The sequence below is a fragment of the Bradyrhizobium sp. USDA 223 genome (assembly GCF_044909005.1).
In the GTDB taxonomy this organism is placed as follows: Bacteria; Pseudomonadota; Alphaproteobacteria; order Rhizobiales; family Xanthobacteraceae; genus Bradyrhizobium; species Bradyrhizobium yuanmingense.
Genome location: NZ_JBIYDR010000001.1, coordinates 5382415 through 5405692, shown reverse-complemented (window position 1 = coordinate 5405692; position 23278 = coordinate 5382415). Strand labels below are relative to the sequence as shown.

The 23278-nt window shown below is 65.3% G+C and carries 23 protein-coding genes; 13 read left to right on the top strand and 10 right to left on the bottom strand.

Annotated features, from left to right (window positions below):
• The first annotated feature begins 103 nt into the window (after nt 1-103).
• Nucleotides 104-481: a PRC-barrel domain-containing protein gene (locus tag ABIA40_RS25080; RefSeq protein WP_074448090.1), complete on the top strand. Its 378-nt coding sequence runs from the start codon at nt 104-106 to the stop codon at nt 479-481.
• Nucleotides 482-1082: 601 nt separating this feature from the next.
• On the opposite strand, the gene ABIA40_RS25075 is transcribed toward ABIA40_RS25080, so the two are convergent.
• Together ABIA40_RS25075 and ABIA40_RS25070 are read right to left on the bottom strand one after the other, a co-directional pair.
• Complete coding sequence (locus ABIA40_RS25075; protein WP_404543712.1) at nt 1083-1571, bottom strand: hypothetical protein; 489 nt, start codon at nt 1569-1571, stop codon at nt 1083-1085.
• Nucleotides 1572-1843: 272 nt separating this feature from the next.
• The gene (locus tag ABIA40_RS25070; protein WP_404543710.1) at nt 1844-2482 is read right to left on the bottom strand and encodes a TetR/AcrR family transcriptional regulator; all 639 of its coding nucleotides are present in this window, start codon (nt 2480-2482) and stop codon (nt 1844-1846) included.
• A gap of 240 nt (nt 2483-2722) precedes the next feature.
• Here ABIA40_RS25070 and ABIA40_RS25065 point away from each other — a divergent pair, with 240 nt between their 5' ends.
• The 3 genes from ABIA40_RS25065 to ABIA40_RS25055 are packed head-to-tail and all read left to right on the top strand — an operon-like array spanning nt 2723 to nt 6526.
• Complete coding sequence (locus tag ABIA40_RS25065; protein WP_271538792.1) at nt 2723-3220, top strand: (2Fe-2S)-binding protein; 498 nt, start codon at nt 2723-2725, stop codon at nt 3218-3220.
• On the top strand, nt 3217-4272 hold the full coding sequence (locus ABIA40_RS25060) for a xanthine dehydrogenase family protein subunit M (RefSeq protein WP_271538790.1): 1056 nt from the start codon (nt 3217-3219) through the stop codon (nt 4270-4272). Before ABIA40_RS25065 ends, ABIA40_RS25060 begins: the two co-directional genes overlap by 4 nt.
• Entirely contained in the window at nt 4265-6526 is a 2262-nt protein-coding gene (locus tag ABIA40_RS25055; RefSeq protein WP_404543706.1) for a xanthine dehydrogenase family protein molybdopterin-binding subunit, read from the top strand. The genes ABIA40_RS25060 and ABIA40_RS25055 overlap by 8 nt, the downstream gene beginning before the upstream one ends.
• A gap of 233 nt (nt 6527-6759) precedes the next feature.
• Here ABIA40_RS25055 and ABIA40_RS25050 read toward each other — a convergent pair whose 3' ends face one another.
• Complete coding sequence (locus tag ABIA40_RS25050) at nt 6760-7308, bottom strand: cupin domain-containing protein (protein WP_018646206.1); 549 nt, start codon at nt 7306-7308, stop codon at nt 6760-6762.
• 148 nt (nt 7309-7456) lie between these two features.
• Here ABIA40_RS25050 and ABIA40_RS25045 point away from each other — a divergent pair, with 148 nt between their 5' ends.
• Both ABIA40_RS25045 and ABIA40_RS25040 read left to right on the top strand, forming a co-directional pair.
• Nucleotides 7457-8785 carry an aspartate aminotransferase family protein gene (locus ABIA40_RS25045; protein WP_404543704.1) on the top strand — a complete coding sequence of 443 codons (1329 nt, stop codon included), beginning with the start codon at nt 7457-7459 and terminating at the stop codon, nt 8783-8785.
• Nucleotides 8786-8851: 66 nt separating this feature from the next.
• Nucleotides 8852-10117 (top strand): D-amino acid dehydrogenase, encoded by a 1266-nt coding sequence (locus ABIA40_RS25040; protein ID WP_404543702.1) that lies wholly within the window; start codon nt 8852-8854, stop codon nt 10115-10117.
• A 132-nt stretch (nt 10118-10249) separates the two neighbouring features.
• Here the strand turns inward: ABIA40_RS25040 and ABIA40_RS25035 are convergent, their stop codons facing one another.
• Nucleotides 10250-10900 carry a helix-turn-helix domain-containing protein gene (locus ABIA40_RS25035; protein WP_404543700.1) on the bottom strand — a complete coding sequence of 217 codons (651 nt, stop codon included), beginning with the start codon at nt 10898-10900 and terminating at the stop codon, nt 10250-10252.
• A gap of 178 nt (nt 10901-11078) precedes the next feature.
• On the opposite strand from ABIA40_RS25035, the gene ABIA40_RS25030 reads away from it, so the two are divergent.
• Genes ABIA40_RS25030 through ABIA40_RS25015 form a run of 4 tightly spaced genes read left to right on the top strand, consistent with a single transcriptional unit; the run spans nt 11079 to nt 14559 of the window.
• Complete coding sequence (locus tag ABIA40_RS25030) at nt 11079-11837, top strand: ABC transporter substrate-binding protein (protein WP_404543697.1); 759 nt, start codon at nt 11079-11081, stop codon at nt 11835-11837.
• Between the two features lie 45 nt (nt 11838-11882).
• Nucleotides 11883-12536 (top strand): amino acid ABC transporter permease, encoded by a 654-nt coding sequence (locus ABIA40_RS25025; protein WP_024341720.1) that lies wholly within the window; start codon nt 11883-11885, stop codon nt 12534-12536.
• Nucleotides 12533-13264 (top strand): amino acid ABC transporter ATP-binding protein, encoded by a 732-nt coding sequence (locus tag ABIA40_RS25020; RefSeq protein ID WP_404543695.1) that lies wholly within the window; start codon nt 12533-12535, stop codon nt 13262-13264. The genes ABIA40_RS25025 and ABIA40_RS25020 overlap by 4 nt, the downstream gene beginning before the upstream one ends.
• An 11-nt stretch (nt 13265-13275) precedes the next feature.
• Complete coding sequence (locus ABIA40_RS25015; protein ID WP_404543693.1) at nt 13276-14559, top strand: NAD(P)/FAD-dependent oxidoreductase; 1284 nt, start codon at nt 13276-13278, stop codon at nt 14557-14559.
• A gap of 52 nt (nt 14560-14611) precedes the next feature.
• Here ABIA40_RS25015 and ABIA40_RS25010 read toward each other — a convergent pair whose 3' ends face one another.
• The 4 genes from ABIA40_RS25010 to ABIA40_RS24995 form a co-directional block, all read right to left on the bottom strand.
• Nucleotides 14612-14830, bottom strand: coding sequence for a hypothetical protein (locus ABIA40_RS25010; RefSeq protein WP_198399845.1), 219 nt, complete (start codon nt 14828-14830; stop codon nt 14612-14614).
• Nucleotides 14831-14977: 147 nt separating this feature from the next.
• Entirely contained in the window at nt 14978-16567 is a 1590-nt protein-coding gene (locus ABIA40_RS25005; RefSeq protein WP_404543691.1) for a gamma-glutamyltransferase family protein, read from the bottom strand.
• 533 nt (nt 16568-17100) lie between these two features.
• Nucleotides 17101-17277 (bottom strand): hypothetical protein, encoded by a 177-nt coding sequence (locus tag ABIA40_RS25000; RefSeq protein WP_198399843.1) that lies wholly within the window; start codon nt 17275-17277, stop codon nt 17101-17103.
• Nucleotides 17278-17286: 9 nt separating this feature from the next.
• Nucleotides 17287-17520, bottom strand: coding sequence for a DUF6894 family protein (locus ABIA40_RS24995; RefSeq protein ID WP_157285260.1), 234 nt, complete (start codon nt 17518-17520; stop codon nt 17287-17289).
• 200 nt (nt 17521-17720) lie between these two features.
• Here ABIA40_RS24995 and ABIA40_RS24990 point away from each other — a divergent pair, with 200 nt between their 5' ends.
• The 3 genes from ABIA40_RS24990 to ABIA40_RS24980 all read left to right on the top strand — a co-directional run bounded on the left by ABIA40_RS24990 (nt 17721) and on the right by ABIA40_RS24980 (nt 21851).
• Nucleotides 17721-19808: a PQQ-dependent sugar dehydrogenase gene (locus ABIA40_RS24990; protein ID WP_404543688.1), complete on the top strand. Its 2088-nt coding sequence runs from the start codon at nt 17721-17723 to the stop codon at nt 19806-19808.
• A complete protein-coding gene (locus ABIA40_RS24985; protein ID WP_271538761.1) occupies nt 19765-20700 on the top strand; it encodes an SMP-30/gluconolactonase/LRE family protein in 936 nt (311 codons plus the stop codon). The genes ABIA40_RS24990 and ABIA40_RS24985 overlap by 44 nt, the downstream gene beginning before the upstream one ends.
• 125 nt (nt 20701-20825) lie before the next feature.
• Nucleotides 20826-21851 (top strand): histone deacetylase family protein, encoded by a 1026-nt coding sequence (locus ABIA40_RS24980; RefSeq protein ID WP_404543686.1) that lies wholly within the window; start codon nt 20826-20828, stop codon nt 21849-21851.
• A gap of 232 nt (nt 21852-22083) precedes the next feature.
• Here ABIA40_RS24980 and ABIA40_RS24975 read toward each other — a convergent pair whose 3' ends face one another.
• Nucleotides 22084-22815: a 4'-phosphopantetheinyl transferase family protein gene (locus ABIA40_RS24975; protein ID WP_404543683.1), complete on the bottom strand. Its 732-nt coding sequence runs from the start codon at nt 22813-22815 to the stop codon at nt 22084-22086.
• A gap of 221 nt (nt 22816-23036) precedes the next feature.
• A complete protein-coding gene (locus ABIA40_RS24970; protein WP_275508170.1) occupies nt 23037-23210 on the bottom strand; it encodes a hypothetical protein in 174 nt (57 codons plus the stop codon).
• Between the last annotated feature and the right edge of the window lie 68 nt (nt 23211-23278).

The window sequence follows — 23278 nt, the reverse complement described above, 5'->3', positions numbered from 1 at the left end:
AGCGGCGCAGCAGCAGGCAGCTGCGACATGTTCTCCTAAGGCAGGAACGGCTCCGCGACGGCCGAGTTAAGCCGGCAAAACCACCTTACCAAGGAGCAAAGTCATGGCCCGTGCAACAGCACATCCGGATCATCACTGCATCTCAAGCGAGGACATTGAGGGAACCGAGGTCTATGGAGCAGATGGGACGAATATCGGCGAGATTGATCACCTCATCATCGACAAGGTGTCAGGCCGCGTGGCTTATGCGGTCATGAGCTTTGGTGGATTTGTGGGCTTGGGTCACAGCCACTACCCGATTCCCTGGGGCGCTCTGAAATATGACACGTCGCTTGACGGTTTTCGAACCAATATCACCGAGCAACAACTGAGGGATGCGCCTGAGTTCAGCGATGACTCCTGGGAAGATCGGGATTGGGAAACGCGAACCCATCGGTATTATGGGACGCCAACTTACTGGGAAGGGCGAGGTGGCCTATAACGCCAGCGGCGCGTCAGGACAGCTGAACTGATTGACCGGCTCTCATTGGATGCTGTCGGGTTTGATCCGGCCGACTGGGGGCTTGGTGCTCGATGCCTCAGTCGCCGCGCCTTGTCGCGGCGACTGGCGATGAATCGCGGTCATTGGCTCAGTCGAGGCAAAACCAGCGATAACCATATCCATCAAGCGCGATAGCAGTGCCGTCGGCGCTGGACTTCGAATCGTAAATTCGGTTGCCGAATATATCGGTCAGCTTGCGGCCTTGCATTCTTCGGGCTTTTGTTGGTGGCGCGCCGCAAAAGCACGCGAACGAGCTGCTGAACTCGCAGCAACGGGACTGGGCACTCGCCGTTGTATTGGGTGTCGAACGAGCTGGTTACTGTCCTGTTGGGCCTCGTGTTGTACATTGCCCACATCCACAATCAGTCGCCCGTTCCAGCTTTGCTCTGGCTCGCCGACCTCCCAATCATTGTGGCTTTGCTGTTCCTGCGACGCGCGTTGAAATGGCGCGACCCTGTTTAGTGCCGATGGCCGAAATCATCCTGCCCAGCATTGGCGTTTTAATCGAAGGGTTGATCGGGCCAATAGCCGGCCCGCCGCATCACAGATTTTTCACCAAGCGTCGGTGCAGCGTTGCGGCGTTGGGCTGCCTGGCGGCCCACTCCAGATTGCGTTCGCCATCGATCTTCACCCAAAACGTACGAGTCGGCGCATCGCTGCCAGTGAGCGAGTTGAATGTACATGATGCCCTTTCTCGCATGATGGCGCCGACGGAATCCTGAGCTTGGTAATCGATCACCGCCTCATACTGAACCGGCAGGTGGCGTGCTGATTGCATCATGAATCTTCTGGTTGACTCGGGTACGGCCCGTTCCGGCTCGGCGAAAAATTCGTCCCACGTGATCGTTCTTCTGGAGTCTTCCAGGTCGATCCGTTGATAGGTGGAGGGATCCGTCAGCCGCTCTTGAATCGCGTTTTCGCAGGTTTGCACAAATTGAGACGTGAACGGCGGATAGCTGCGCACGTAAGCATAACCGAGAACAGCGACACCGAGGACTGCAAATGCTGCAATGGCAAGTTTGATTTTCATATCCGACTCTTACAAGAAAGACCACAGACTCATACGGCCTCGGGTGCAAGCAGCAACGAGCGGACTAAACTGGACTAAGGCTAAGCGTGTATTAACTGGCGCGCACAACCCTGCACTCTAGAGTGTGGTACTTTGCCGCTGGCGTGTGACGAGGAGTTGTCCGATTTTGGCTCTGGCCAGAATGTTTGGGTCACAAGCCACGATGCTCCGGCCGATCAGCAGATTTCCGCTCCGCCCGCAGGACCCGACTTTCCTTTTATGAGTACACGCGCCTAGCGCTTCCGCTTCATCGCGGGCTTCGTCGCCTTGGCTGCGCGCGCCTTGGCCTTGCCGGGCGGTGGCACGCGCAAGCCGTCGACGAACACGTCGAGCAGGCGCAGCGCCGTCGCTTGCCAGCCGGGCTGGTCGTGCACATAGCACATGCCGAAGAAGGCGCGCAGCAGATCCTCCGGGTTGATGTCGGCGCGCATCTCGCCGGCTGCGACCGCCCGGTCCAGCAGCGAGCCGATCGCCTTGGTCAGACGCTCGAAGGAGAAGGCATGCAACTCCGACCCGCTCTGCACCGCGAGCGCGAGCGCTGCCATCATCCCCTTCTTGGTCGCAACGAACTCGACCCCTGAGCGCAGCCAGCGCCGCAGCGCCTCGACCGGGTCCCTGGCATTCTTCAACTGCTCGGCCAGCTCGCTGAGCTGCTCGACCTCGCGGCGGTACACCGCCTCGAACAAGGCCTCGCGCGTCGGAAAATGCCGATACAACGTGCCGATGCCGACGCCGGCCCGCTTCGCCACCGCTTCCAGGCTCGCCTCCGAACCGCCGGCGCTGAACACCAGCTTGGCCGCTTCGAGCACGCGCTCGCGATTGCGCACGGCGTCGGCGCGGGGCTTTCGGGTCTGATCGGTGTGGTCGTCCATGGCGCGCAATGTAGATCACGAATTGGTTAGATTGAACCCATTGGTCGCCTTATCGCGTTGGTGACGCACGGGCTTTTGACGAATTCCAGATTTTTCCGCACCGACCTTGTTAAGCGGAGGCAGCCTCCGTATCTTCGATCGAGCGCCGGCCGCATCGTGATCGGAAGGCGCGCAATCGACGGCGGCCACGGCGGTGGCCGCTGCGCGATGACTCATGTCCATTTCTGATCGGAGCCTTGTATGAACCACTCCATCAGCCTCACCGTGAACGGTGCACGGCGCGACTTCGTCCTCGACGATCCGCGCGTCACGCTGCTCGATCTCCTGCGTGAGCGCCTCGATCTGACCGGAACCAAGAAGGGGTGCGACCGCGGCCAGTGCGGCGCCTGCACCATTCTCGTCGACGGCAAGCGCATCAATTCCTGTCTCGCGCTCGCCATCAGCCATGACGGCGCCGACATCCTCACCATCGAAGGCCTCGCGCGCGGCGACCAGCTGCATCCGGTGCAGGCCGCCTTCATCGCCCATGACGGCTTCCAGTGCGGCTTCTGCACGCCTGGCCAGATCATGAGCGCGATCGGCATGATCAAGGAGGCGCAAGCCGGCAACGATCCGGAACGCATCCGCGAATGCATGAGCGGCAATCTGTGCCGCTGCGGCGCTTACGTCGGCATCGTCGATGCCGTGCTGGAAGCGCAAGGGCAGATGGACGAGACCAATCAGAGGCGCTCCGCATGAAACAGTTCGATTATGTCAGGCCGGCCACGGTCACTGAAGCCGTTGCTGCCGCGGCCCAGCCGGGCGCGGTCTACCTCGCCGCGGGCACCAACCTGCTCGACCTAATGAAGGGCGGCGTCAGCCGTCCGGACCGGCTGGTCGACGTCACACATCTCGATGGGCTCGACGGAATCGAGACTCTCGCGGACGGGTCCTTGCGCATCGGCGCCTTGGTGCGCAATGCCGATCTCGCCCATGATGCGGAGTTCGCGCGGTCCTATCCGGCGGTGGCCGAAGCGCTGCTCTCGGGAGCGTCGGCTCAATTGCGCAATGCCGCCACCGTCGGCGGCAATTTGTTGCAGCGGACGCGCTGCGCGTATTTCTACGACACCGCCAGCCGCTGCAACAAGCGCGAGTCGGGCTCCGGCTGCGACGCGCGCGACGGTGAGAACCGCAGCCATGCCGTGCTCGGCTGGAGCGAGAGCTGCATCGCTACGCACCCCTCCGACTTCTGCGTGCCGCTGGTCGCGCTCGATGCCATCGTCGAGATCGAGGGCAGGGGCGGCCGGCGCGATGTCGCGCTCGACGAGCTGCATCGCCTGCCCGGCGATGCGCCCGAGCGTGAGTCCGTGCTCGAGCCTGGCGATCTCATCGTCGCGGTGCGCCTGCCGCCTGCCGCACGCGGATTTTCCGCGCATGCGCGTTACCTCAAGGTCCGCGAGCGCACCTCCTATGCCTTTGCCGTCGTCTCGGCCGCTTCTGCGCTGCGGATCGAGAACGGCAGAATCGCACAGGCGCGGCTCGCGCTCGGCGGCGTCGCTGCAAAGCCCTGGCGCGCACGCGGAGCGGAAGACGTCCTCAAGGGCGTCGCGCCGACCGCCGACGCGTTCCAGGAGGCAGCCCGGCGTGCGCTCGAGGGCGCGAAGCCATCGGGCGACAACGCCTTCAAGATCGAGCTCGCGCGCCGCATCGTCGTGCGCGCGCTGACCTTGGCCGCCGCCGGGACGCCTGCGCGTATCCCCGCGCTGCCGGCCTCTCCCTTTGCCACGACCTCCGGAGCCCTCCATGTCTGAGCTCAATTTGACCAGTGCGCCCGCGCATCTGCGGCACGGCTCGAATATCGGCCAGCCGCTGACCCGCCGTGACGGCATCCTCAAGGTGACGGGGCAGGCGACTTACGCCGCCGACAACCATCCACCCGGCATGTTGTTTGCGGTGATGGCCGTCTCGAGCATCGCGCGAGGCCGTGTGGTCTCGCTCGATGTCGCTGCCGCAAAGCGCCATCCCGGCGTCGTCGACGTCATGACGCCCGACCACAAACCAGCGCTCGCGATCGACCCCGACCTCAAGACCAATCCGTTCGTGTTCCGGATGGAGGTGTTGCAGAGCAACGATATCCGCTACGCCAATCAGGCGATTGCGGTCGTGATCGCCGAGACGCTGGAGGCCGCGACGGAAGGTGCGGCGCTGCTGGCCCCGGCTTACGAGGTGCAGCCTGCGCTCGTCGGCCTCGATGCCGGCGAGAGCTTCGTGCCGCCGGTCGTCGGCGTCGGTAATCCCACGGAAAGCCATCGCGGCGATGTCGAGGCGGGCCTCGCCGCGGCCGACAAGCAGATCGACGCGATCTACGAGACGCCGCCGCAATATCACAATGCCATGGAGCCGCACGCGATCGTGGCGCGCTGGGATGGTGACAAGCTCTTCTTGGACACGCCGAGCCAGGCCATGGTGATGGCTCGCGGCCGCGTCGCCGAGCTGTTCGGCCTCGCGCCGGAGAAGATTCACATCCGCAGCCCGTTCCTCGGCGGCGGTTTCGGTTCGAAGGGCTTCCTGACCGGGCCGCAGATCCTCGGCGTCATGGCCGCGAAGCTGGTCGGCAGGCCGGTCAAGCTGGTGCTGCGCCGCGAGCAGATGTATGGCCCGGTCGGCCACCGCGCGCCGACGCGCCAGCGCCTCCGCCTCGGCGCCGATGGCGAGGGGCGTCTGACTGCGCTCGATCATCACGCCCGAACTGTGTCGAGCACCTTCGACGATTTCTACGAGCCTGCCGCCGACGCCTCGCACACGCTCTATGCGGCGCCCGCGATCCGCACTTCGCACGATGCCGTGCGCGTCAACACCGGCACGCCGCTGTTCATGCGAGCGCCGGGCGAGGCGACCGGCTCGATCGCGCTCGAGAGCGCGATCGATGAGATGGCGTGGGCCTGCGGCATGGATCCGCTCGCCTTCCGCCTCGCAAACTACGCCGAGGTCGAGCCGATGACGGGCCGGCCTTTCTCCTCCAAGGCGCTGCGGGCCTGCTACGAGCAGGGCGCCGCGCGCTTCGGCTGGGCCAAGCGTCCGCTGCAGCCGCGACAGATGCGCGACGATGCCGGCCTCCTGGTCGGCTGGGGCATGGGCACGGCGACCTTCCCGGCGCTGATGTTCCAAGCCGAGGCGCGCGCGGCGATCCGCCGCGACGGCTCCGGCGTGATGGAGATCGGCGCGCACGACATGGGGCAGGGCGCCTGGACGGCGCTGGCGCAGATCGCGGCCGATGCCGTCGGCCTCGACATCGACCGGCTCGACTTCAAGTCCGGCACGTCCGACCTGCCCGACGCCGGCATCGCGGGCGGCTCGGCGCACACCGCAACGGCGGGCGCTGCGATCCACAGCGCCGGCGCGGCCGTGATCGGAAAGCTCGCCGATCTCGCCACCAGCGACGAGCGCTCGCCGCTGTTCGGCGCCGGCAATGCCGGCGTGATCGCGCGCGACGGCAGGCTGATCCGCCGCGACGACGAGAGCCGCAGCGAGAGCTATGCCGGGATTCTGGCGCGCGCGGGCGTTGCCGAGATCGAGGCGCGCGGCACCGGCGCGGCGAACGCTGCGGCGATGGAGCAATATGCGATGCATGCCCACGGCGCAGTGTTCGCCGAGGTAAAGGTCGATCCCGAGCTCGGCCAGGTCCGCGTCAGTCGCATGGTCGGCGCCTTCGCCGCCGGCCGCATCATCAATCCGCGCATGGTGCAGAGCCAGCTGTTCGGCGGCATGATCTGGGGCATGTCCTTCGCGCTGCATGAGGAGGCCGTCACAGACCGGCGCAGCGGACGGATCATGAATTCCAATCTCGGCGAGTACCACATCCCGGTGAATGCCGATGTGCCGCCGCTCGACGTCATCACCGTCGAGGAGCACGATCCGCACGTGAATGCGCTTGGCATCAAGGGTGTCGGCGAGATCGGCATCACCGGCAGCGCCGGCGCGGTCGCCAATGCGGTCTGGCACGCAACTGGCGTGCGCGTGCGCAAATTCCCGATCCGGATCGAGGAGTTGCTGACGCAGCGCTGAAGCGCGATTGAAATGGGCCACATCGCTGCAGCGACGGAGGTGCGCTCCCTCTCCCGCTTGCGGGAGAGGGTCGGGGAGAGGGTGTCTCCGCAATGGGACAATCCCCCAGAGGAAAGAGTCCTCACCCGCGCCGGAGCTTGTCATCGGGCGCGCCTTCGGCGCTACCCGGTGGGCGCGACCTCTCCCGCAAGCGGGAGAGGTGAATGAGCCGCACCGGACGCGCCGATCTCGCGTCAGAACGTCGGCGGCGTGCAGGCCGAGATCACCTCGCAGGGCTTGCCGCCGACGCAGCGGAAGCGATGCGGGCGGCGGCTCTCGAAATAATAGGCATCGCCGGGATTGAGGATGCGGCGCTCGTCCTCGACCGTGACTTCGAGTTTGCCTGAGATCACGATGCCGCCCTCCTCGCCGTCATGGACGAGATGGACGCGCCCGGTGTCGCTGCCGGGCTCGTAGCGCTCCTTGAGGATCTGCAGGCTGCGGCCGAACAGATTGTCGCCGACCTGCCGATAGGAGATCGGCTTCTTGCCGACCTCGGTGAGCTCCTCGGCGCGGTAGAAGATCTTGCGCCTGGACTCCGGCTCCAAGGCGAAGAACTCGGCTAGGCCCATCGGGATGCCGTCGAGGATGCGCTTGAGCGCGCCGACCGACGGGTTCATCTGGTTGGATTCGATCAGCGAGATCGTCGAATTGGTGACGCCGGCGCGCTTGGCGAGCTCGCGCTGCGACAGCTTGTGACGGGCCCGGATGAATCGCAGCCGTCCACCGATGTCGACGCTCATGCCCAAGTCCCGTGTTGCAGGTGTTGCGGATCGCGCAAATATGGACCGGCAGCCCCAGTCAAATCAATGGCTTGCAGGTCATCAGAAAAGGACTTGTTGCGGTTTCCAAGCCGTGGCTCTGCTGGCGGGTCAGCAAAGGAGCGCGGCCGTGACCCTTCATCAGATTCCGAACACTATCAAGACCGACTCGTTCTGGATGCCGTTCACGGCCAATCGACAGTTCAAGAAGGCGCCGCGCCTGTTCTCCTCGGCCGAGGGCATGCATTACACCACCGTCGACGGCCGCAAGGTGATCGACGGCTCCGCCGGGCTCTGGTGCGCCAATGCCGGCCACGGCCGCAAGCAGATCGCCGCCGCCGTCGAGCGCCAGCTGATGACGCTGGACTTCGCGCCGTCCTTCCAGATGGGCCATCCGCTGGCATTCGACTTCGCCGAGCGCCTTGCCGAGATCGCGCCCAAGGGTCTCGACCGCATCTTCTTCACCAATTCCGGCTCCGAGTCGGTCGATACCGCGCTGAAGATCGCGCTCGCCTATCACCGCGCCAACGGCCAGGCCAGCCGCACCCGCCTGATCGGCCGCGAGCGCGGCTATCACGGCGTCGGCTTCGGCGGCACCTCGGTCGGCGGCATGGTTGCCAATCGTCGTGCGTTTGCGACCCTGCTGCCGGGCGTCGACCACATCCGCCATACCCACGATCTCACCCGTAACGCCTTCGCCAAGGACCAGCCCGAGCACGGCGCCGAGCTCGCCGACGATCTCGAGCGTCTGGTCGCGTTGCACGGCGCCGAGACCATCGCCGCCGTCATCGTCGAGCCGGTGCCGGGCTCGACCGCGGTGCTGCCGCCGCCGAAGGGATATCTGCAGCGCCTGCGCGAGATCTGCGACAAGCACGGCATCCTCCTGATCTTCGACGAGGTCATCACCGGCTTCGGCCGCCTCGGCACGCCGTTCGCCGCCAACTTCTTCGGCGTCACGCCGGACCTGATGACCACCGCGAAGGGCATCACCAACGGCACCATTCCCTGCGGCGCCGTGTTCGCGAGCCGCAAGGTGCATGACGGATTGATGGTCGGTCCCGAGAACCAGATGGAGCTGTTCCACGGCTATACCTACTCGGCGCATCCGACCGCCTGCGCCGCCGGCATCGCCACGCTCGACATCTACAAGGACGAGGGCCTGCTGACGCGCGGTGCCTCGATTGCCGAATATTGGCGCGATGCGCTGCATTCGCTCAAAGGCCTGCCGAACGTCGTCGACATCCGCAATTGCGGCCTGATGGGCGCCGTCGAGCTGGCGCCGCGCGACGGCGTCGTCGGCGCGCGCGGCTATGACGTGATGGTCGACTGCTTCAACACCGGCCTTTACCTGCGCATGAGCGGTGACAGCTTCGCGATGTCGCCCCCGCTCATCGTCGAGAAGAGCCATATCGACCAGATGGTCTCGATCCTCGGCGACGCCATCAAGAAGGTGGCCTGATAATTGCTCTCGCCGCCAGCGAGTTGTGTCCTTGCAGCGGCGAGCGCCGCGGGAGTTTGACGAAGCGTGAAAGTTCTGATCCTCGGCAGCGGTGTCATCGGTGTCACCTCTGCCTACTACCTCGCGCGTGCCGGCCATGAGGTGACGGTCGTCGACCGCCAGCCGGAGCCGGCACTGGAGACCTCCTTCGCCAATGCCGGCGAGGTGTCGCCCGGCTATTCCTCGCCCTGGGCCGGCCCCGGCGTGCCGGTGAAGGCGATCAAGTGGCTGTTGATGAAGCACGGCCCGCTGGTGATCCGGCCGAAGCTCGATCCGGTCATGTGGGTCTGGCTGCTCAAGATGCTGCGCAACTGCACCAGCGCGCGCTACGCAGTCAACAAGAGCCGGATGATCCCGATCGCGGAATACAGCCGCGACTCTTTACGCGATCTGCGCCGCGACATCGGCATTCAGTATGACGAGCGCTCGCAGGGCACGCTGCAGCTGTTTCGCTACCAGGCCCAGCTCGACGGCACGGCCGAAGACATCGCCGTGCTCAAGCAATACGGCGTTCCCTTCGAAGTGCTGAACCGCGAGGGCTGCATTGCGGTCGAGCCGGCACTTGCCGGCGTGAAGGAGAAGTTCGTCGGCGGGCTCCGCCTGCCGCAGGACGAGACCGGTGACTGCCACATGTTCACGCAGGCGCTGGCGAGGCACGCCCAGGCGCTCGGCGTGCGCTTCCTGTTCAACACCTCGATCGACCGTATCGTCACCGATGGCGCGCGCGTCAGCGGTGTCGCCACCAGCGCCGGCCTGCTGCAGGCGGACGCTTACGTGCTCGCGCTCGGCAGCTGGTCGTCGCGGCTCCTGGCGCGGCTCGGTATTTCGCTGCCGGTCTATCCGGTGAAGGGCTATTCGATCACGGTGCCGATCAAGGACGCCTCCGGCGCGCCAGAATCGACTGTGATGGACGAGAGCTACAAGGTCGCGATCACCCGGCTCGGCAATCGCATCCGCGTCGGCGGCACCGCCGAAATCTCCGGCTATTCCGACAAGCTCTACGACGCACGCCGCGCCACGCTCGATCATTCGCTGACCGACCTGTTCCCGCGCGGCGGCGATCTGTCCAAGGCGACATTCTGGAGCGGACTGCGTCCGATGACGCCGGATGGACCGCCCGTGATCGGCCGGACCCACTACGCCAACCTCCACCTCAACACCGGCCACGGCACGCTGGGCTGGACCATGTCCTGCGGCTCGGGCCGCGTGCTCGCCGACATGCTCTCGGGCAAGAAGCCGGACATCGACGTCAGTGCGCTATCGGTGGAGCGGTACAAGCACCGGTTCGGCTAAGGCTCTATCCGCGTCATTGCGAGGAGCCCTTGCGACGAAGCAATCCAGGCTGTCTCCGCGGTGAGTCTCTGGATTGCTTCGCTACGTTCGCAATGACGGCGATGGAGTTGCGTTCGCGGTCTGATAACAGAGCTACCCCGCCCCCGTCACGCAATTCACCCACAGCACCACGGCCTTCGCATCCTGCGCCGGATTGGAAAACCGGTGTGGCCTGCGGCTCGCAAATCTAAAACTGTCGCCCGTCTTCAGCGACCACGTCTGGCTGTCCACCGTCAGCATCATCTCGCCTTCCAGCACGAGCCCGGCCTCTTCGCCGTCGTGGGTGTAGAGCTCATCGCCGGTGGAGCCGCCGGGCTCCAGATGCACCAGAAACAGATTGAGCTTGTTGTCGCTGCTCGCCGGGCTCAGCAATTGCTTGGACACGCCGGTGCGCCACAGTTTCAATTCGGGCCGCTGCACTCCGCGCGTCACCACCTGATCCGACGCGCCGTCGGCGCTCGGGCTCGCGCCGAACAATGCGGCGATGCCGACACCGAGCACGTCGGCAAGCGTCGCCAGCACCCGCAGCGACGGCGACGACAGCCCGCGCTCGATCTGGCTGAGGAAGCCGATCGACAGCTCCGTGCGCGCGGCGACCGTCTCCAGCGAGAATTGCCTCGCCCGCCTGAGATCCCGGATGCGGCGACCGACCGCGAGGTCCATCGCCGGCTCGGCCGGCTTGGCTTTGGCTTTCACCTTGGCCGGCGTTATCTTGGCCGGCTTGGCGGCGGCCGGTTTGCGCATTCTTTTGCCACCGCTCACGTCAAACCGCTTCCTTCATGTGCATGAAAACTGCTTGCATCGTTCGCAAAAGTGTGACCAAATTTTCATATTGGTGAAAATAGGCCGAAACGGGCCGGCCCGCAACGTCTGATCGCGACATGTGTGCGCCGCCGCCGGCCAGGCCCAACAGGGGGATGCGATGAAGCGTTTTGTTCAGGCCGCAATTGCGGCGCTCGCCATCGCCGCAGTCGCACCGGCTTCGGCGCAACAGACTCTGAAGGTCGGCTCGACTCCGACCGGCATTCCCTTCACCTTCCTCGACACCAAGACCAACACCATCCAGGGCATCATGGTCGACCTCATCACCGAGGTCGGCAAGGATGCCGGCTTCAACGTGCAGATCGAGCCGATGCAGTTCTCGGCACTGATCCCCTCGCTGACCTCGAGCAAGATCGACATCATTGCGGCTGCGATGTTCATCACGCCGCCGCGCAAGGAGGTCGTCGACTTCTCCGACCCGATCTACACCTATGGCGAAGGCCTGGTGGTGCCGAAGGCCGACACCAAGACTTACGCCACGCAGGAGGACCTGAAGGGCGAGACCGTCGGCGCCCAGGTCGGCACCGCCTTTGTCGACGCGCTGAAGAAGACCGGGCTGTTCGCCGAGGTAAAGGCCTATGACACCATCCCGGACATCCTGCGCGACGTGAACACTGGCCGCCTCAAGGCCGGCTACGCCGATTATCCGATCCTCGCCTACAATCTGAAGCAGGGCGGCTTCCCCGAGGTGCGCCTGGTCGACGGCTACAAGCCGGTCACGGTCGGCTCTGTCGGCATCGGCGTGCGCAAGGGCGAGAGCGCACTGCTCGGCAAGATCAACGCTTCGCTGGCGAAGCTGAAAGCCAACGGCACCATCGACAAGATCCTCGATAAATGGGGCCTGAAGGCACAAGGTTGATCGTCAGCGTCTGACCGATGAAGGCTCCTTAGTGAAGGCTTGCCGATGAAAGGCTTCTGGCGCGACGCCGTCGAGTTCTTCCCGATCCTGCTGAACGGCGTCGCGCTGACGATCATCGTCACGATCGGCTCGCTGCTGCTGTCGACGGTGCTGGGCCTCGTCTGGGCGATGATGCGGGTCTCCGGCATCAAGGCGCTGTCGATGCTCAGCGCCAGCCTGATCAACGTGATCCGCGGCATCCCGATCATCGTGCTGTTGTTCTACCTCTACTTCGTGATGCCCGATCTCGGCGTTACGCTCAGCGCGTTGCAGGCCGCGATCCTCGGGCTCGGCATCGCCTATTCGGCCTACCAGGCCGAAAACTTCCGCGCCGGCATCGAGGCGATCGACAAGGGGCAGATCGAGGCGGCGCAGTCGATCGGCATGGGCTGGTGGCTCACCATGCGCCGCGTGGTGCTGCCGCAGGCGGTGCGCATCGTGCTGCCTCCTTACGGCAACGTGATGATCATGATGCTGAAGGATTCCTCGCAGGCCTCGACCATCACGGTCGCCGAGCTCGCGCTGCAGGGCAAGCTGATCGCGTCCTCGACGTTCAAGAACACCAGCGTGTTCACCCTGGTCGCCCTGATGTATCTCACCATGAGCATTCCGCTGATCCTCTTGGTCCGTCACTTCGAGAAGCGGGCCGGCAAGCGATGATCGAGCTGAACGACGTCCACAAGAGCTTTGGCAAGGTCGAGGTGCTCAAGGGCATCACGGCCTCGGTCGAGAAGGGCGAGGTGGTCTGCATCATCGGCCCCTCCGGCTCCGGCAAGTCGACCATCCTGCGCTGTATCAACGGTCTCGAAAGCTACGACCGCGGCGAGATCAGCGTCGAAAGCTTGAAGGTCGACCGCGACGCGCCGTCGATCGTGAACATCCGCACCCAGGTCTCGATGGTGTTTCAGCGCTTCAATTTGTTTCCACATCGCACCGCGCTGGAGAACGTCGTCGAAGGTCCGCTCTACGTGAAGAAGGAGCCGCGCGCCCAGGTGCTCGAGCGCGGCCGCGCGCTGCTCGCTCAGGTCGGGCTTGCGGAAAAGGCCGACGCGCATCCGCCGCAGCTTTCCGGCGGGCAGCAGCAGCGCGTCGCCATCGCGCGGGCGTTGGCGATGCAGCCGAAGGCGATCCTGTTCGACGAGCCGACTTCGGCGCTCGACCCCGAGCTGGTCGGCGACGTCCTCGGCGTCATGCGCAAGCTCGCCGACGACGGCATGACCATGGTCGTCGTCACCCACGAGATGGGCTTCGCGCGCGACGTCGCCGATCGTGTTCTGTTCATCGATGGCGGCGTCATTGTCGAGCAGGGGCCGGCAAAATCGGTGCTCAATCATCCGCAGCACGCGCGGACGCAGGACTTCTTGCGCCGCGTGCTGCATCCGCTCTGACCGGACTCGCCATGACGCGCCTGCCTCTGCCGCCCTCGCTCTATGCCGACACTGCCGTCGCGCCGGTTGCCACGCCGCCGCTCGATGTCGACAAGAGCGTCTCGGTCGCAATCGTCGGCGGCGGCTACACCGGCCTTTCCACCGCGCTGCATCTGGCCGAACAGGGCGTCGAGGCGCTGGTGCTGGAGGCGCAGGAGCCGGGCTGGGGCGCGTCGGGCAACAATGGCGGCCACACCAATCCCGGCCTGAAGCACGATCCCGACAAGATCGAGGCCGATTTCGGCAGCGATCTCGGCCGCCGCATGATCGCGTTCGCCTACGGCACGACCAACTTCACGCACGATCTGATCCGCCGTTACCAGATCCCGTGCGAAGCGCGGCAGAACGGCACCTTGCGCGCGGCTTACAATGAGAGCAGCGCCGCTGCGATCGAGAAGACCGCGCAGCAATGCATCCGCCGCGGCATGCCGGTGACTTATCTAAACCGCGAGCAGCTCCGCGACATGACCGGCACCGATCGTTACATCGGCGCCATGTTCGATAGAAGCGGCGGCGATCTGCATCCCCTGAGCTACGCCCGTGGTCTTGCGCGCGCCGCGATTTCGGCGGGCGCGAAGATTCATGGCGACACGCCGGCCTTGTCGCTACGCCGCGAGGGCTCGCGCTGGCGCATCGAGACGCCGCGCGCGGTGGTTCATGCGGATAAAGTCCTGCTCGCCACCAACGGCTTCACCGACGATCTCTGGCCGGCCCTCCGCCGCACCATCGTGCCGGTGTTTTCCTCGATCGCCGCCACCGCGCCGCTGTCCGACGCAGTCGCCCGTTCGATCATGCCGACGCGCCCCGTCCTCTACGAGAGCGGCCACATCACGGTCTACTATCGCATCGATCAGCAGAACCGTCTGTTGATGGGCGGGCGCGGCCCGATGCGCTGGATCAAGTCGCCGCATGACGTCGCCTATCTCATGCGTTATGCGGAGCGACTCTGGCCGCAGCTCAAGGGCGTCGTCTGGACCCACGGCTGGAACAGCCGGCTCGCCATCACCGGGGATCATTACCCCCACGTGCACGAGCCCGCCGAGAGCGTTTTGATCTCGCTCGGCTGCAATGGCCGCGGTGTCGCGCTTTCGACTGCGATGGGCGCGCAACTCGCCCGCCGCCTGATCGGCGGCGCCAAGGCCGAGATCGACATGCCCATCACGGGCATCAAGCCGATCCCGATGCACGCTTTCTGGCCGGTCGGCGTGACCACCGCCGTGATCGCGGGCCGGGTCCGGGACCGGCTCGGCATATGAAGAAGGCGCCGCTCGGTGAGGAGCGACGCCTTGCTTGAATCCTGGATCGGCTTTAGCAGCGACCCTGCTTCCACAGTCCGGGCGGGCACGCGTGACCGCGCCAGCCGACCTTGCGACCGTGGTACCATCCGAATGACTTGCCATGGTGATGATGGCCGATCTTGTGGCCATGTCCGTGGCCATGACCATGCCCACCCTTCGCCAGCGCGGGGCTCGTCAATGTGAAGCCGGCCGCAATGATCAGCGAGGCGGCGAGCGCAAGTTTCTTCATGATGTCCTCCAGTGGGGCGAGCGCATTTGTCCGTTCAGTGAACGAACGGTGGATGGGTAAGTTCCCTGCGAATGTGGAGGAGTCGTGACGCTCGCCTGGATGCGTAATCGCGCCGGAGCTCAACGCGCGCTGGCATGTCGAGCGGAGTCAAGCCTCCGCCACCGCATCGGCCCAGGGTTGGAAAATCTCGACCGCGCCGGAATTCACCGCGCCCTCGCGCATCACGACGCTCGGGAAGGCGAACTTCTGCGGCACCGCCTGCAGCCGGGTCTCTTCATAGTCGAAGCGCGCGGCCAGCGCCTCGCGCACCTCCGCCGGCAGGCGCGCATCGCCAATCACCACCGCGCCTTCACTGGCGTCGATGCGCGGCTGGTGGATGGCAGCGTCGAGGTCCATGCCGTAATCCATCGCGAAGGATACAAGCTGCATCACCGCGGGGAGGATGCGGCGGCCGCCGGAGGCGCCGATTGCGAGGCGCTTGCCGTCCTTTGTCTCTGCGATGACGGGCGTGTAGTTGCAGAGGCAGCGCTTGCCCGGTGCCAGCGAGTTGGTGGTATCAGGCGTCGGGTCGAACCACATGATGCCGTTGTTCATGGTGATGCCGGTGTGCGGTGTCACATATCGCGAGCCAAAGGACGAGAGCAGCGTCTGCGTCACCGCCGCGATGTTGCCGTGGCGGTCGACCGCCGAGAAATGCGTGGTGCAGGCCGGCGCCAGATATTCGGCGCCGAGCGAGCGCTTGCCGTCGGCATCGCCCATATCCTTGAGACGCTCGCGGAAGGCGGCCTGCAGGGCGAGCGCATATTCGACATAGGCGCCGGCATCCGGCGCGTCTGCCGGCGTCAAGCTCTGCTGCAACAGCCGCAGCGCATGCGCCATGGTCGGGCCCGCGGTGAGCTCGGGGGTCGCGAACACCTTGCCTTCGCGATAGGGGATCGCCAGCGGCCCGCGCAGATGGGCGCGGAATGCAGCGAGATCCTCCACCGACAGCGAGCCGCCGTCGGCCTTGATGTCGGAAGCAATGCTCATGGCGAGATCGCCCTGATAGAAATCACGCGCGCCCGCGTCCGCAAGATGTGACAGCGTCGCCTTCAGGGCGTCCTGCGGCAGCCGCGTCTCGAATTTGATGCCCCAGGGCGCGGTCGGCGGCAGGCCGTCCTTCAGATATGCGGCCGCGCTCGCGGAGTAGCGCCTGAGATCGGCGGCCGAGCCCGCGATCGTCACCGTCGTCCACCAATCGACCAGCAGGCCTTCGCCGGCGAGCTGAGCTGCCGGCGCGACCAGATCCTTCCACGGCATTTTGGCATGGCGGCGGTGCGCCTCTTCCATTCCGGCGACGACGCCGGGCACGGCGATCGAGCCGGGGCCGTGGATGTTGCGATCGTCCTTCACCCTTGGCCAGGGAAACAGGTCGGACGATGGACCTTCGCCGCTGAGCGGATAATCGGCCGTGCGCAGGCTTTGCGGCGCGCACATGCCGTAGTCGATCACCTCATAGCGATTTTCCTTGGCGCGGTAGAGCACCATCGCGCCGCCGCCGCCGATGCCGCTGTTCCAGGGCTCCAGGACGTTGAGGGCAAACGTGGTCGCGATGATTGCGTCGACGCAATCGCCGCCCGCGGCCAGCACCTGCGCCCCGACTTCGGCCGCCCGCCGCGATTGCGACGCGACGATGCCGCCCTTGGAGGTGACGGCGGGCTTGCGGACGGTCTGGTTGAGGCTGAACTGGTGAGGCATGGTGTCGTCTTGATGCTCGTCGATGGCTTCGCTGCGTTGAATGCGAGGCTCCGCGACTGGCGAAGCGCGCGGACAATGGCACATTGCCGCCAACGAGAACATCCAAAGGCAGGCGCGGCATGGCTGGTGTGAAACAGGCGCGGGATGAGAGCTTTTCGCTGCGGCCATCCTTCGAGACGCCCGCTTGAGGCGGGCTCCCCAGGATGAGGGCGGAGTGCGCGGCAGCAGTTTCACGGGACACTGATGCCAAGGAGCCTCATCCTGAGGAGGCGCGTCAGCGCCGTCGCGAAGGACGAGGCGTGCACGCAGGCGCCCTCGCGAGTCATATGCGATACTCTTGGCAGTGAGGTGCGGGGCTGCCCCCAAGCCCGTCATGCCCGGGGCTTGATCCGCCTGTGCGGCCGAAGCCGCTTCGGCGAGGCGAGGCCCGAGCATCCACGTCTTCGTATCCGCGCCCCAAAACGTGAATGGCCGGGACAAGCCCGGCCATGACGGAAGATACAAATGTCCGAAAAAGCGCGGTAAGCGCCGCCTCAGTGCGAGCGATCCAGCCGGCTGGCCTGGTACTTGGCGCGCCATTTCGGGCCGGGTCCGCGCATGTAGTGCAGCTCGGGCCGATAGGGGTTGCCCGCGACGCGGATCAGCGTCTGCCATCGGGTGGCGACGAAGCTGAGGGGCTGGCGCAGCAGGGTCAGGGAAGCGAGCAACATGGCATCACCTCAATGCGGCTTGCCGAGCAGGGCGGTGAAGGGGAGGTCGAACAGATCCTCGCCGTCGGAGCCGCTGACATGGATCACCCAGTCGCGCCAGTCTTCTGCGCCGGGGGTCTGGATCATCGAGTTCATGATCTGAGCGGCGCGGTCGCGCGCCTCGGTCAGATTGGCGACTGCGGCGCCGTAGCGGTCGATCAGCGTGCCCTCGGTGTTGGAGCAGTGAAAATAGACCTGGACCATAGGCGCCTCCTGTAGAAAGCGATTGGGGACGGCAAACGGATACCACCCCAAGCATTCGCGAAACATTCGGGTCGAGCCCGGTAAGGGAATCTACGGATATTGGTCGGGCCCAAGGTCGTTACAGGTTTAATCACAGGCGGGTGATGACTGGACGGCGCGGCGGCGGCATGGAACAACGCCGGCGGGAAGGCGGGGGCACCGTGAACGAGTTCACATTCGCGCGCGAACGGCGAAATCTGCGCTTGCCTGCAGCGGCCGTTGTTGCAGCGGGCTTGGCTGCCGCGCTGCTCGGCTTCGCCCCGGCCTCGTCCGAGCCGGTCAGGAAGAGCGGCTATGTGATCGGCACCGAAGCCTGCGGCAGCGGCGATCTCGCCTTTCCCAGGATCCAGATCGACATGAAGGCGGGATTTTGCGCCGGCCTCGTTGCCGACGAAGAGGATCGCCTCAAATTTCCGCGCTCGATCGTCCAGGTGCCCGGCCGCGACCTTTTGGTGGTCGCCGACATGGGCGGCTGGGGCCACACCGACGGGCGGCTGCTGCTGCTCGATCCGCGCGCCCCGCAGGGGCAACGCCTCAAGGAGCTGCTGACGGGGATAGAATATCCGTTCGCTCTCGTCATCGGCCCGGACAAAAAGCTCTACGCCTCGACCGCGGAGACGATCTTCCGGTTCGACCCGCTCGCGGACAATCCACGCAGCACGGTCGAGACCATCATCCGCCACATGCCCGGCCGCCGGATCACGCTGCCCGATGGTAAGAGGCTCGATGAGAGCGCGCATCCGCTCAAGCAGTTCGTGTTCGACCGGAACGGCCGGCTGTTCGTCAATGTCGGCTCGCACAGCGACGATTGCATCACGCCGGCGCCGATCACAAAACCCTGTGCGGCGGCCGAGGGCGCGTCCGCGCTGGCATCGATCTGGCTGTTCACGCCGCCCGCAGGCGGCGTCTTCCCGGCATTGAAACCCGGCGATCCCGACCCGCCGCACAGCGTCTATGCGCGCGGCTTGCGCAACTCGATGGCGCTGGCGCTGCACCCGAAGTTTCCGGATGCCGGCTACGCCTTTCTCCAGGGCGAGAACGCCCGCGACCTCCCTGATCTCTTCAAGCCGAACGAGGAGATCAACGCCATCGAGCAGGGCAGGCACTATGGTTGGCCCTATTGCTACGATTTGTCGACGCCGAGCCCCGAATTCAGACTCGTGCTGCAATCGGGCGCGTACAAGTCGTTCTGCTCGGCCAATGCGCTTTACAAGGCGCCGCTCTCGCTGCTGCCGCCGCACGGCGCGCCGCTCGCGATGCTGTATTACCACGGCGCGAAATTCCCCGAGCTTGAGGGCAAGCTCCTGGTCGGCCTGCACGGCTATCGGCCGACCGGCAGCCGGCTGCTGGTCTATGACGTCGACGATCACGGCTTTCCAGAGCCCAGCGCGGCACCGGTGCGCTATCACGTCAGCTGCGCGGCCGAGCCGACCCGCAGTTTCCGGACCGATGCCGGCGAGGTCGCCGCCGCGCCGTTCGAAGAGCTGATCGCCGGTTGGCACCGCGTCAACGGCGCGCGGCCGCAAGGTGCGCCGGTCGGCATGACGGTGACGGAGGACGGCGCGATCTGGCTGGTCGAGGACAAGAACAAGACCGTGATCCGGATCGATCGCACGGCCGGCGAGCGACCTCAGCCGCTCCCCTGCGATACCCGCAGCCAGGCGATGATCGACCAGCTCGCAGCCTTCGTCGCCAGAGACGCGCAGAACAGCGTTCGCCTCACCACCTTACGCAAGGGCCTCGTCGAGAAGCATTGCACCGGCTGCCATTCGGATTTCGGCCTGAGCGCGGCGCAATCGGATGCGGAGAAGGACAGGGCGGTGTTGCACTTCATGCTGGCGCAGGACGGCTGGATCTATCCTGGCGATCCCGACGCCGGCAGGCTGCGGACGCGCCTGCGCGGCCTTGGCGCCGAGAAGCTGATGCCGCCGGGCGGCGAGAGCCTGCCGAAGCTGGAACCCGGTTACACGCGCCTGCTCGATACCGCGGACCTGTTCGTCGCCAAAATGGTTCCGGGCACGCGCATGCGGATCAAGCCGGGCCCGCCGCAGCGGAAGTTTTTCAGCAAGGCCAACAAGGAATGCGGCGAAATACCGGCCGGAAAGGTCGTCGTCGTGACACAAAGGGACGCTGTAGACAGACCCGGCTTCAGCCGACTCTTCCGGCCAGCCGATCCCTATCTCAACGGCGAGTGCACCGACGGCGATGGCTATTACATCCGGCAGGAACTTCTGGTGCCTGTGCAGTAGCATCCTGCTGGTCACGCTGCCGGCCGCTGCCGAAACAAAACTGTTCGAAAGCGCACAGGTGACGCCCGCCAGCGAATACACCTTCGGCATCGAAGGGCCGGCCGCCGATCTCGACGGCAATCTGTTCGTCGTCAATCTCGGCAAGCCCGGCACCATCGGCAAATTGCCCGCGGGTGGCGCCGCCTCGGAGCTGTTCACGACGCTCCCCGAAGGCAGCGTCGGCAACGCAATCCGTTTCGACCGCAGCGGCACTATGTTCATCGCCGACTACAAGAAGCACAACATCTTCGCGATCCCCAAGGGTGCGACCGAGCCCGCGGTGTGGTTTCACTCCGGCGAGATGAGCCAGCCCAACGACATCACGATCGCGCCGGACGGCACGATCTATGCGAGCGATCCGAACTGGAAGGGGCGCGAAGGCCACATCTGGCGCATCGCCAGGGGAGCGGACGGTACGGTGCGAGGGCAGGTGATGCCGGCGCCGCGCGCGATGGGCACCACCAACGGCATCGACCTCAGCCCTGACGGCAAGACGCTCTATGTCGGCGAATCCAGCAGCGGCCAGATCTGGTCCTATGCGATCAGCGGCAACGAGCTGACGGCTGCAAAACTCGTCAAGGCGTTTCAGCCCGACACCATCGACGGCCTGCGCACCGACGTTGCCGGCCGCCTCTACGTCGCGCGCATTCTCAAGGGCACGATCGCGCTGATGAAGCCGACCGGCGCGGTCGAGCGCGAGATCCCGCTGAAGGCCAAGGAGCCGACCAACATTGCCTTCGGCGGCAGCGACGGCAAGACCATCTTCGTCACCCAGCGCCAGGGTGGCTTCATCGAGTCCTTCCGCACCGACCAGCCGGGCCGCGAGCACTGTCTTCAGCGAGGCCGTTGCTGAGCTTCGCAAGCGCTCTGCTTTCGGCGCAGGGCAGCGCGACGCTGGGCGGCATTCTTCTTGCTTGCATCCGGCGGCCGTGGCGATCAAGACTCTGCGGCACGTCCATGCGACCACGGAGTGTTTGAGTGAAAGCCGTCCATACCGAGCTGCACCGCAGCCACGATCCGCAATTCTTTCTGGTGCGCGGTGTCGTCAAGCGCACCACTGAGCAGCCCGAGCGCGCCGACCGCCTGCTCAGGGGATTGCGGGATGGCAAGCACCAGCTGGTCGAGCCAACCAAGTTCGGGCCCGGGCCGCGCGCACGCATTCACAGCCCGGAATACCTGTCGTTCCTCAGCGAAGCCTGGGACGCTTGGACGGCGCTCGGCGATTCCGGCCCGGAGATGATCGGCAATATCCATCCCGTGCGCCATGCCGCGACCTATCCGACCCACATCGTCGGCAAACTCGGCTGGCATACCGCCGACACCGCAGCGCCGATCGGCCCGGGCACGTGGGCCGCGGCCTGCGCCGCCACCGATGTTGCGGTGACCGCAGCGCAGATGGTGATGGACGGCGAGGACGCAACTTACGCGCTCTGCCGTCCGCCCGGCCATCACGCCTATCGCGACATGGCCGGCGGCTTCTGCTTCCTCAACAACAGCGCGATCGCGGCGGCGCATCTGCGGCAGAAGCACGAGCGCGTCGTGATCCTCGACGTCGACGTCCATCACGGCAACGGCACGCAAGGCATTTTTTACGCCCGGCCCGACGTCTACACGATCTCGATCCATGCCGACCCCGTTGCGTATTATCCCTACGTATGGGGCTATGCGCATGAGCGCGGCGAAGGACCCGGCCTCGGCACCAATCTCAACATTCCGCTTCCCATCGGCACCGGCGATGACGGTTATCTCCAGGCGCTGGACCTCGCGCGCAAGGCGATCGAGTCCTTCGCCCCCGGCGCGCTCGTCATCGCGCTCGGCCTCGATGCCTCCGAGCACGATCCGCTGAAAGGATTGGCCGTCACCACGCCCGGCTTCCGCCGCATCGGCCAGGCCATCGCGAAGCTGGGCCTGCCGACCGTGCTCGTGCAGGAAGGCGGCTATCTCTCGGATATCCTCGGCGCCAACCTGACCTCTGTGCTGGCGGGTTTCGAAGAAGAGCGCTGATACTTACCTCTCCCCGCCTGCGGGGAGAGGTCGGAATTTGCGCAGCAAATTCCGGGTGAGGGGATACAGGTCTCACAGCGATCCCCCGTGCGGAGAGAGGCCCTCACCCCGACCCTCTCAGCGCGAGCGAAGCTCGTCGCGTCCCCGTAGGAACGGGGAGAGGGAGAAGAGCCGCATCGCTCGCGACTCCAAAATAATCCAATCGGCGCGCGCGCCTCGCCGCTGGCGCGCCTCACTCAGCCGCTTCGCGGAGGGGCCAGGCATGGCGGCTGATGGGAAGGCCACCGCCCGCGCGGGAGCCGTCGGCGATCGCGAGGCGATGCGCGGGCGATGGCGAGCACAGCGAGAAGCGCCAGGCGTCCGGATCGTCGACGATGTCGGGCTTGAAGCTGATTTCGATGGCCTCGCGTGACACCTGCATGGCGAAGGCGTCGAGCGGCAGATTGAGCCCGAAGCCCCTGGCCTTGAGATAAGCCTCCTTGAGCGTCCAATAGTCGAAGAAGCGCTCGATCGCCGCGGGCTCCGGCAGTCCGCGCAAGGTTTCGACCTCTTCCGGCGCAAAGAAGCGAAGCGCGGTGGACAGCGGCGCGACGCGCCGCGACACGGTTTCGACGTCGACCCCGACGGCCTCATGCCGCGACACTACGCAGGCGACGCAGCCGTCGGCATGCGACAGGCTGAAATGCAGCGCGGTCGAGGTAGCCGGTGCTGCGACGAACGGCCGGCCATAGCGGCCCGCGCCAAACGTCCAGTCGGTCGGCGCCACGTTGGAAGCGACCTGCGACAGCGCGAGGCGCAACATCGCATGTGCGAAGATGTACTGCCGCCGATGCCGCTCGAACACGAAGCGATCGGCCCGGGCCCGCTCGTCGACCGAGAGCAGGCGTCGGCACGCCTCGGCCGCGCCCGGCACGTCAATGGTCTCGATCAGTCCGACAAAGAGTTCGATTCTGTCGTCTGCCATCAATTGGGCCCATGGCGTCGGGCGAGGCCAAATCCCTCGGTCCCGACGGAAGAAACAACTGCGCAAGAATCAGCCGAGAGGACCGTACCTAGCGGTCCACCCGGGCGAATTCTTGTCGATTTGCAGGCCGGTTTACAGGCGTAAGCTTGTGCGAGCCCCCAAACTCGACACGCAAGCGGCCGCTCTGCGAAGATTCGTACGGCCGTCCCCGACCGACGAATTTACTTCTTCTTCTTCTTGGACTTCTTCTTGGACCCGCGCAGAGCCTTAAGGCTGGCGTCGACATCCTTCAGCGCGAGCTGGAGTTTTTGCTTCTCGAAATTGAGCAGGTCTTGCAGCGCCTTGCGGTCCTCTGCGCTAAGCGAGGTCTTCTTGGTAAATTTGATGAAACCCATAACACTCCCCCGGTTGAAAATGATCATCCTAATCAAAACCCGAGAATAATCTTGCGCGACGACGCCAA

Bases quoted from the DNA above. Each gene is read 5' to 3' on its own strand.
- ABIA40_RS25020 (WP_404543695.1), top strand. From the start codon at position 12,533: ATGATCGAGCTGAACGACGTCCACAAGAGCTTTGGCAAGGTCGAGGTG.
- ABIA40_RS25055 (WP_404543706.1), top strand. From the start codon at position 4,265: ATGTCTGAGCTCAATTTGACCAGTGCGCCCGCGCATCTGCGGCACGGC.
- ABIA40_RS25030 (WP_404543697.1), top strand. From the start codon at position 11,079: ATGAAGCGTTTTGTTCAGGCCGCAATTGCGGCGCTCGCCATCGCCGCA.
- ABIA40_RS25075 (WP_404543712.1), bottom strand. From the start codon at position 1,571: ATGAAAATCAAACTTGCCATTGCAGCATTTGCAGTCCTCGGTGTCGCT.
- ABIA40_RS25080 (WP_074448090.1), top strand. From the start codon at position 104: ATGGCCCGTGCAACAGCACATCCGGATCATCACTGCATCTCAAGCGAG.
- ABIA40_RS24985 (WP_271538761.1), top strand. From the start codon at position 19,765: ATGGCTATTACATCCGGCAGGAACTTCTGGTGCCTGTGCAGTAGCATC.
- ABIA40_RS25025 (WP_024341720.1), top strand. From the start codon at position 11,883: ATGAAAGGCTTCTGGCGCGACGCCGTCGAGTTCTTCCCGATCCTGCTG.
- ABIA40_RS25070 (WP_404543710.1), bottom strand. From the start codon at position 2,482: ATGGACGACCACACCGATCAGACCCGAAAGCCCCGCGCCGACGCCGTG.
- ABIA40_RS25060 (WP_271538790.1), top strand. From the start codon at position 3,217: ATGAAACAGTTCGATTATGTCAGGCCGGCCACGGTCACTGAAGCCGTT.
- ABIA40_RS25010 (WP_198399845.1), bottom strand. From the start codon at position 14,830: ATGAAGAAACTTGCGCTCGCCGCCTCGCTGATCATTGCGGCCGGCTTC.
- ABIA40_RS24995 (WP_157285260.1), bottom strand. From the start codon at position 17,520: ATGGTCCAGGTCTATTTTCACTGCTCCAACACCGAGGGCACGCTGATC.
- ABIA40_RS25065 (WP_271538792.1), top strand. From the start codon at position 2,723: ATGAACCACTCCATCAGCCTCACCGTGAACGGTGCACGGCGCGACTTC.
- ABIA40_RS24975 (WP_404543683.1), bottom strand. From the start codon at position 22,815: ATGGCAGACGACAGAATCGAACTCTTTGTCGGACTGATCGAGACCATT.
- ABIA40_RS25015 (WP_404543693.1), top strand. From the start codon at position 13,276: ATGACGCGCCTGCCTCTGCCGCCCTCGCTCTATGCCGACACTGCCGTC.
- ABIA40_RS25005 (WP_404543691.1), bottom strand. From the start codon at position 16,567: ATGCCTCACCAGTTCAGCCTCAACCAGACCGTCCGCAAGCCCGCCGTC.
- ABIA40_RS25035 (WP_404543700.1), bottom strand. From the start codon at position 10,900: ATGCGCAAACCGGCCGCCGCCAAGCCGGCCAAGATAACGCCGGCCAAG.
- ABIA40_RS24970 (WP_275508170.1), bottom strand. From the start codon at position 23,210: ATGGGTTTCATCAAATTTACCAAGAAGACCTCGCTTAGCGCAGAGGAC.
- ABIA40_RS25050 (WP_018646206.1), bottom strand. From the start codon at position 7,308: ATGAGCGTCGACATCGGTGGACGGCTGCGATTCATCCGGGCCCGTCAC.
- ABIA40_RS25000 (WP_198399843.1), bottom strand. From the start codon at position 17,277: ATGTTGCTCGCTTCCCTGACCCTGCTGCGCCAGCCCCTCAGCTTCGTC.